This is a genomic window from Paenibacillus marchantiophytorum, assembly GCF_014640555.1.
Classification (GTDB): domain Bacteria; phylum Bacillota; class Bacilli; order Paenibacillales; family NBRC-103111; genus Paenibacillus_E; species Paenibacillus_E marchantiophytorum.
The window spans coordinates 1-6,192 of the sequence record NZ_BMHE01000098.1 but is presented as its reverse complement, the minus strand read 5'-3'; the positions used below and the strand labels follow the sequence as shown (position 1 = coordinate 6,192).

7 protein-coding genes are annotated in these 6,192 nt (G+C 47.2%); 5 read left to right on the top strand and 2 right to left on the bottom strand.

The features are described 5' to 3' along the window. Positions 1-215 precede the first annotated feature (215 nt). Positions 216-1,670: a catalase KatA gene (gene katA, locus IEY34_RS35720; protein WP_189020967.1), complete on the top strand. Its 1,455-nt coding sequence runs from the start codon at positions 216-218 to the stop codon at positions 1,668-1,670. 101 nt (positions 1,671-1,771) lie between these two features. Beyond that, positions 1,772-2,263 (top strand): hypothetical protein, encoded by a 492-nt coding sequence (locus IEY34_RS35715; protein ID WP_189020965.1) that lies wholly within the window; start codon positions 1,772-1,774, stop codon positions 2,261-2,263. Here IEY34_RS35715 and IEY34_RS35710 read toward each other — a convergent pair. Further along, positions 2,254-2,466, bottom strand: a complete 213-nt coding sequence (locus tag IEY34_RS35710) for a hypothetical protein (RefSeq protein WP_189020963.1) — start codon at positions 2,464-2,466, stop codon at positions 2,254-2,256. The genes IEY34_RS35715 and IEY34_RS35710 overlap by 10 nt on opposite strands. A 266-nt stretch (positions 2,467-2,732) precedes the next feature. Here IEY34_RS35710 and IEY34_RS35705 point away from each other — a divergent pair, with 266 nt between their 5' ends. Next, on the top strand, positions 2,733-3,638 hold the full coding sequence (locus IEY34_RS35705) for a DMT family transporter (RefSeq protein WP_189020961.1): 906 nt from the start codon (positions 2,733-2,735) through the stop codon (positions 3,636-3,638). A 144-nt stretch (positions 3,639-3,782) separates the two neighbouring features. Here the strand turns inward: IEY34_RS35705 and IEY34_RS35700 are convergent, their stop codons facing one another. After that, on the bottom strand, positions 3,783-4,151 hold the full coding sequence (locus IEY34_RS35700) for a hypothetical protein (protein ID WP_189020959.1): 369 nt from the start codon (positions 4,149-4,151) through the stop codon (positions 3,783-3,785). A gap of 242 nt (positions 4,152-4,393) precedes the next feature. On the opposite strand from IEY34_RS35700, the gene IEY34_RS35695 reads away from it, so the two are divergent. Beyond that, entirely contained in the window at positions 4,394-5,035 is a 642-nt protein-coding gene (locus IEY34_RS35695) for a chromate transporter (RefSeq protein WP_189020957.1), read from the top strand. Between the two features lie 16 nt (positions 5,036-5,051). Further along, positions 5,052-5,594, top strand: coding sequence for a chromate transporter (locus IEY34_RS35690; protein ID WP_189020955.1), 543 nt, complete (start codon positions 5,052-5,054; stop codon positions 5,592-5,594). Positions 5,595-6,192: the final 598 nt, after the last annotated feature.

Below are 6,192 nucleotides of genomic sequence, written 5' to 3'. Positions count from 1 at the left end.
CCCGCCCCCCCGCCCCCCCGCCCCCCCGCCCCCCCGCCCCCCCGCCCCCCCGCCACCCAAGCCAAACTTGTTCCGAGTATCATAACAAGACAGGTTCTCGAATACTTATGGAATAGGGACATACAGGGTTGTCACATTTGTGCGCTGTGGAGCGAATGAGAGCGCTCCACGGCGGAGCAGCAGCTTTACTATTCCAATGATGAGGTGAGTCGATTATGAGCGAGGACAAGAAAAAACTTACAACGAGTTGGGGAGCTCCAGTCGGAGATAATCAAAACTCGATAACCGCAGGTTCGCGAGGTCCGACGTTAATTCAGGACGTCCATCTCTTAGAGAAGTTGGCCCATTTCAACCGGGAACGTGTGCCGGAGCGGGTCGTACATGCGAAGGGGGCTGGCGCTCACGGGTATTTTGAAGTGACGCAGGATTTGACGTCGTATACGAAAGCTAGTTTGTTCGCGGAGGTTGGCAAACGGACACCGCTGTTTGTTCGATTTTCAACCGTTGCAGGCGAAAATGGTTCGTCAGACACCGTGCGAGACCCACGCGGCTTTGCGGTGAAATTTTATACAGATGAAGGCAATTATGACTTGGTTGGCAATAATACGCCTGTCTTTTTCATCCGTGATGCCATCAAGTTTCCTGACTTTATCCATACGCAGAAGCGTCATCCGCAGACGCATTTGAAAAATCCGAATGCCGTTTGGGATTTCTGGTCGCTATCACCTGAATCGCTGCATCAAGTGACAATTCTGATGTCGGACAGAGGACTTCCTGCAACGCTTAGGCATATGCACGGGTTCGGCAGTCACACGTTCAAATGGGTCAATGCCGAAGGGCAAGGCGTCTGGGTGAAGTATCATTTTAAAACGGAACAAGGCGTGCAGAACTTAGCCCCGGAGGTGGCGGCGAAGCTCGCTGCGGATAATCCGGATTATCATACGGAAGATTTGTTTCATGCGATTGATCAAGGGGATTTCCCTTCATGGAAATTGTCTGTGCAGATCATGCCGCTTGAGGATGCAGATTCGTATCGTTTTGACCCATTTGATGTAACGAAGGTGTGGTCGCAGAAAGATTATCCGCTCATTGAAGTTGGTCGTATGGTGCTGGATCGGAACCCGGAGAACTACTTTGCAGAAGTTGAGCAAGCCACTTTCTCGCCGGGCACTTTCGTGCCAGGGATTGAAGCTTCTCCGGATAAAATGCTGCAAGGCCGCTTATTCGCATATGGGGATGCCCACCGCTACAGGGTAGGTGCCAATCATCAGTCCTTGCCGATTAATCGGCCGCATAGTGAAGTGAATACGTACCAACGGGATGGTCAAATGCGAGCGGACAATAATGGCGGAGGTTCTGTTTATTATGAACCGAACAGTGCCGGTGGACCTGCCGAATCGGCAGCCCATAAAACGAGTCCTTACGAAGTCGGCGGCGCTGCGGATAGTGTGGCGTATGATCACAATGATCATTACACTCAGCCAGGGGATTTATACCGTTTGCTCAGTGAAGAGGAGCGAACCCGACTGGTTCAAACTATCGTGGGCGCTATGCAGCCAGTCGAGAGTGATGAAATCAAACGCAGACAGATTGGTCATTTCTATCAAGCAGATCCTGAATACGGTATTCGTATTGCAGAGGGGCTAGGTTTATCCATACCGGAAGAATGAGCAAAGTGAGAGTCAGTTTCCTTTTTGAGAGAAAGGAGAGCTGACTCTTTTTTTGGCATATGCTGTAAGAGAAGGGCAATTTGTGAGGAGAGGTGATTTGAGTGGGAACTCGTCTATTATCCGAACAGCAAGTGAAAAACCGTTTTCCACAACTGAGCTATATCCGAATTCATACGCCTTCCAAGCATAAAGCAACGATCTACGCTTGGAATGGACAATTGCATCTGCCGGAGAAGGAAGCTAATTTGTTGAAGAAGTATGCAAGCGGTTACTTATATCCTTATGTTTGTTACCAGATCAAACCGTATCATTTGGTGGCGGACGATGGGGTACCTCTGTTGAACGAGATACCGCTTGCTATCATTCAAACTGCCAAACGCAGGGATTTGAACCAGTACAGAATTATCGAAATGATCAATCAATTATTTCCTTATGGTCGATTATCTTTCGCGAAATATGATGCGGCAGAAAGCATGATTCATTTTGACTTTCATGCTATCCGACTAGTACCGGATCGTGATAAGGAACGCATGTATCAGTATTTGAATGAGCTGATTCCACTGGGTTCTTACTGTGAAATCCACTACGATTGAGGATGGAATTCAATTCGCAGCTCAGTCTCATCCCGTAGAAAGCTGGTTTCTCCGATGCTGACATCATAGGGGGTATATTTGGTGATGACTCCTGAAGTGACGAAAACGGGTATATCATCGGCTGTTCGCTGGATGACAACGACGATGGCTTGCGAAAGCGCCGCCGCGAATAATTCCATATCTGTTGAAAGTGTTCTAATCATCTATGCTTTCACCTCCGGTCACCAAAGTCGTTAGCTGTTCCTAGGCTGAGAAACCAGGAACCGCTACGAGTACGGTGTCCGGAATTTGAATGACCTGCGTACAACTACTTAGACATAGTAAGGGGTAGGAAATCTAGCTGTCAATGTTTTTACAAGTATAAGTCTTCAACGAATCATTCCGTAGCTACAAAACTATCCACTTTAGGCTGACGTGATATGGTATTATGGACAAATCAGATCTTGCGAATAAAGGAGTTTGGATAGTTATGTTAAAACGTTCCCCCTACCTGCTGCTAGTGCTTGCAACTTGTATTTGGGGAGGGAATTTCGTTGCAGGTAAAGCGCTTGTTCTGCATATTCCGCCTATTACCTTGGCTACGCTGCGCTGGACGCTTGCTTTTTGTTTTCTGCTGCCTTTCTTTGGCAAGCAAGTGTGGGAGCTGCGCAAGGCTTTTCTGCATACTTGGAAAATGGTGCTGTTCCTGTCACTGACGGGAATTGCCGGGTTTAATACGTTAACTTATGTCGCAGTACAATATACAGGCTCCATCAATGCGTCCTTGATGAATTCTGCGACACCTATCATTGTGGTGCTGCTGACTTGGTTCATGATGAAAGAGCGCTTGGCGTGGTCGGCTTTGCCAGGTATCCTGATCTCGATGGCTGGCGTTAGTTGGATTATTAGCCGAGGCAGCCTATCTGCCTTGCTCCATCTTTCGTTTAATAAAGGTGATTTATTTATGATCGGGGCTGTCATCTGCTGGGGATTGTATTCGGTTGGCATGAAGAAAATGGCTGGCCGCTTTCCCTCCAGTGCCTTCCTGCTCATGCAAGTCGCTACGGCGTTAGTGCTGATGATTCCATTATCCCTTATCGAGTGGTCGATTAGGCTGCCGGAAGTTGAATGGAATCTGTCCCTTGCCTCAGGCCTCCTTTACATCGGATTGTTCGCTTCGATCGTTTCTTTTCTGAGCTGGAATCGGGCGATAGAACTGGTAGGGCCTCAGCGCTGCGCAGGATTTTTGAATTTAATTCCGCTATTTAGTGCGGTATTTGCCACCGTTTTTACGGGGGAATCGCTGCAGTTGTATCATCTCTTGGGGGCAATTTGGATTGTCATTGGGGTTTATTTAACGAACTACGCGATGAAGAAACGGCAGCGTGCCGTCTAACTTGGATGATGCGGCAGTACGTGCATTGGTTGAAGGAACTACGATACTCTATTTGTGACAAATCGTCCAGTATTCGCATCCGCGGAAGTATAATTTTACAAGAAACCTTGATCCCATTAAAGCGGGATCAAGGTTTCTTCTCGTCTATTCGTCCAGCTTCTCCAAATGAGCATGATTGCGTCGGAGCAGATCAACGGCTCCCAAGTAATCCGCATCGCTGACTTTGGCGGAGAGCACGTATTGGAGGCTATCCTCATCTTCTTCCAGATATCTTTGTGAATCCAGCGCCCCGACCACAGGCATGACGCCAACAACTCCGACACCATTAGTCGGGTTAACAGCCGTACCGGTTCCGACGCCATCAACGAGTGGAAGGAGCACACGGCCGTTGCCCGTGTAGCCTTCCGGCAAGCGGCCGACTTCCAACTTGTCTGGATTGTACTTGAGCAGCAATACCTTCGCGTCTTCAGCTTGATTCTCCGTATGGAAGTAGGCTTGTATCATTTTGCTCATGAAATATCACTCCTTCAGTGGGATGTAAGGTGTTCATAGGCAGTCATTACCCCCTGACAGATAAAACCTTACCTTTCATCCAAAATAAATTAAACTTACAGTGTTAATCGGGATGATAGGAATTGATATAGCCATTCATCCGGCATTATAAGGATAATTCTGATAATAGATTAAATTAATTGATTGGACAGTTCCTCATCTTTAGTTCAAAATAGATTTAAGTGCAGAGGAGGTCAACCAACATGCCATTAAAACAATTAGATCAACTAGTACGTATTTTCTGGACATTCCTTCGTATTAGTCCACTGACCTTTGGAGGTGGCTACGCTATGCTGCCAGCCATTCAGAGAGAAGTGGTCGTTACGAATCAGTGGATGTCCGACGATGAGATGGCGGAGCTGATGACCATTTCTGGGGCTGCCCCAGGCGGCGTAGGTGTGAATGTATCAGCGTTAGTCGGGTATCATCTAGCAGGAGTTAGAGGAGCAGTAGCAGCCGTCATCGGCATTACACTTCCTACCTTTTTCATTGTTCTCCTGCTAAGCATTGTGTATGCATTTCTGCAAAGCTATCCCAAAATGCAAGCGATTATGGAAGGCATCCACGCTGCTGTTGTCGGGCTCATTGCTGCAGCCGCGTACAAGATGGCGAAATCCTCCATTATCGATAAAATTACGCTTTTTGCCGCAGCCAGCACAGTTGCTATCTTATTATTTATTCCCGTTTCTCCGATTGTAATGATTCTATTCGGTTTAATTCTAGGCTTGCTTGCTGTCTATTTAAAAGAAAGATGGGGGATGAAGGACCCGCTTGCTCCCAAGGAAAGGAAGACTGTAAGCAAATCAATTACGACAGAATATTACTACTTCGCAGATGGGATTTAAGGAATGAGGTGAGCATATGCTTCTGAGTTTATTTGTAACTTTTTTTAAAATTGGATTAGTCTCCTTTGGCGGCGGCTATGCCATGATGCCAGTGATTCAGCGCGAGGTGGTCGAGCAGAATTGGCTGTCAGCGGAGGCGTTTAATCAGGTTATCACACTAGCAGGAACTGGCCCGGGGCCAATCGCGACGAATAGCGCAACTTTGGTCGGGCTGCAAATAGCCGGAGTACCCGGAGCAATCGCGGCTACGTTCGGCATGGTGCTGCCATCCTTGTTGCTGATCATTTTGCTAGCGGCATTCCTGTACAAATGGCATACGAATAAATGGTTTAAATCGTCTTTTTATGGATTGAAACCAGTCGTTACAGGATTTATTATTTTTGCCGCCATTCATTTCGGCTTAGCAGGTTGGGGAACAGCAGATCTGCAAATTTCGTGGGATCGCATTGCAACGGTTCTCATAACGGTGGGCGCTTTTTTCGGAATTATTAAATTCAAGCTGCATCCCTTTCTCGTGATTGTTTCCTCAGGTTTAATGGGTATTGTTTTTTTTCAGTAATGATGAAAAAAAGGCATTCTAATCATTCCTTTTCAGGCGTGATAGAGTGTCTTTTTTTTGAATATATAAGAATTTATATGTTTTAGGGTGAGCGAAGTTTACCCCTTATTTAATTGGCGTCCACCGCAGACTTCTTTGCTGTGGCGGTTTTCGGTTTCAGAAGGCCTAATGAACTGTAGGATGCTTATACAGGAGAAATTGGCTACTTTGGAGATTTAATGAACTGAATTGACGCTATCGAGCAGATTTTAGGCGGAAAGGTGGTCGTTTGCTTGTAATAGAGCTTCTGGGGTTCATTAGATTTTCAGAATGGGCGATTTTGAGCGAATAAAGGATATTGAGTTCGTTAGGGGTTCGGGCTTGCCCCAAGGTTCGTTGACTTGGATTGACTTGACTTGACTTGATGACCTAGCCGCCAGGCTAGGTTTTTTCTTATGTGCTGGCGTGCTTACTGTCCGTTTATAGGTCTGGAAAGTCCGAAAACGCCGCCAATGTGCACATTCACATACGCCTGCACCCGCGCCCACACGCACACCCAACCCCAACCCCAACCCCAACCCCAACCCCAACCCCAACCCCAACCCCAACCCCAACCCCA

What these genes read in the sequence shown, in the direction of transcription:
- katA (WP_189020967.1), top strand. Translation starts at nt 216, where the DNA reads ATGAGCGAGGACAAGAAAAAACTTACAACGAGTTGGGGAGCTCCAGTC.
- IEY34_RS35710 (WP_189020963.1), bottom strand. Translation starts at nt 2,466, where the DNA reads ATGATTAGAACACTTTCAACAGATATGGAATTATTCGCGGCGGCGCTT.
- IEY34_RS35705 (WP_189020961.1), top strand. Translation starts at nt 2,733, where the DNA reads ATGTTAAAACGTTCCCCCTACCTGCTGCTAGTGCTTGCAACTTGTATT.
- IEY34_RS35700 (WP_189020959.1), bottom strand. Translation starts at nt 4,151, where the DNA reads ATGAGCAAAATGATACAAGCCTACTTCCATACGGAGAATCAAGCTGAA.
- IEY34_RS35695 (WP_189020957.1), top strand. Translation starts at nt 4,394, where the DNA reads ATGCCATTAAAACAATTAGATCAACTAGTACGTATTTTCTGGACATTC.
- IEY34_RS35690 (WP_189020955.1), top strand. Translation starts at nt 5,052, where the DNA reads ATGCTTCTGAGTTTATTTGTAACTTTTTTTAAAATTGGATTAGTCTCC.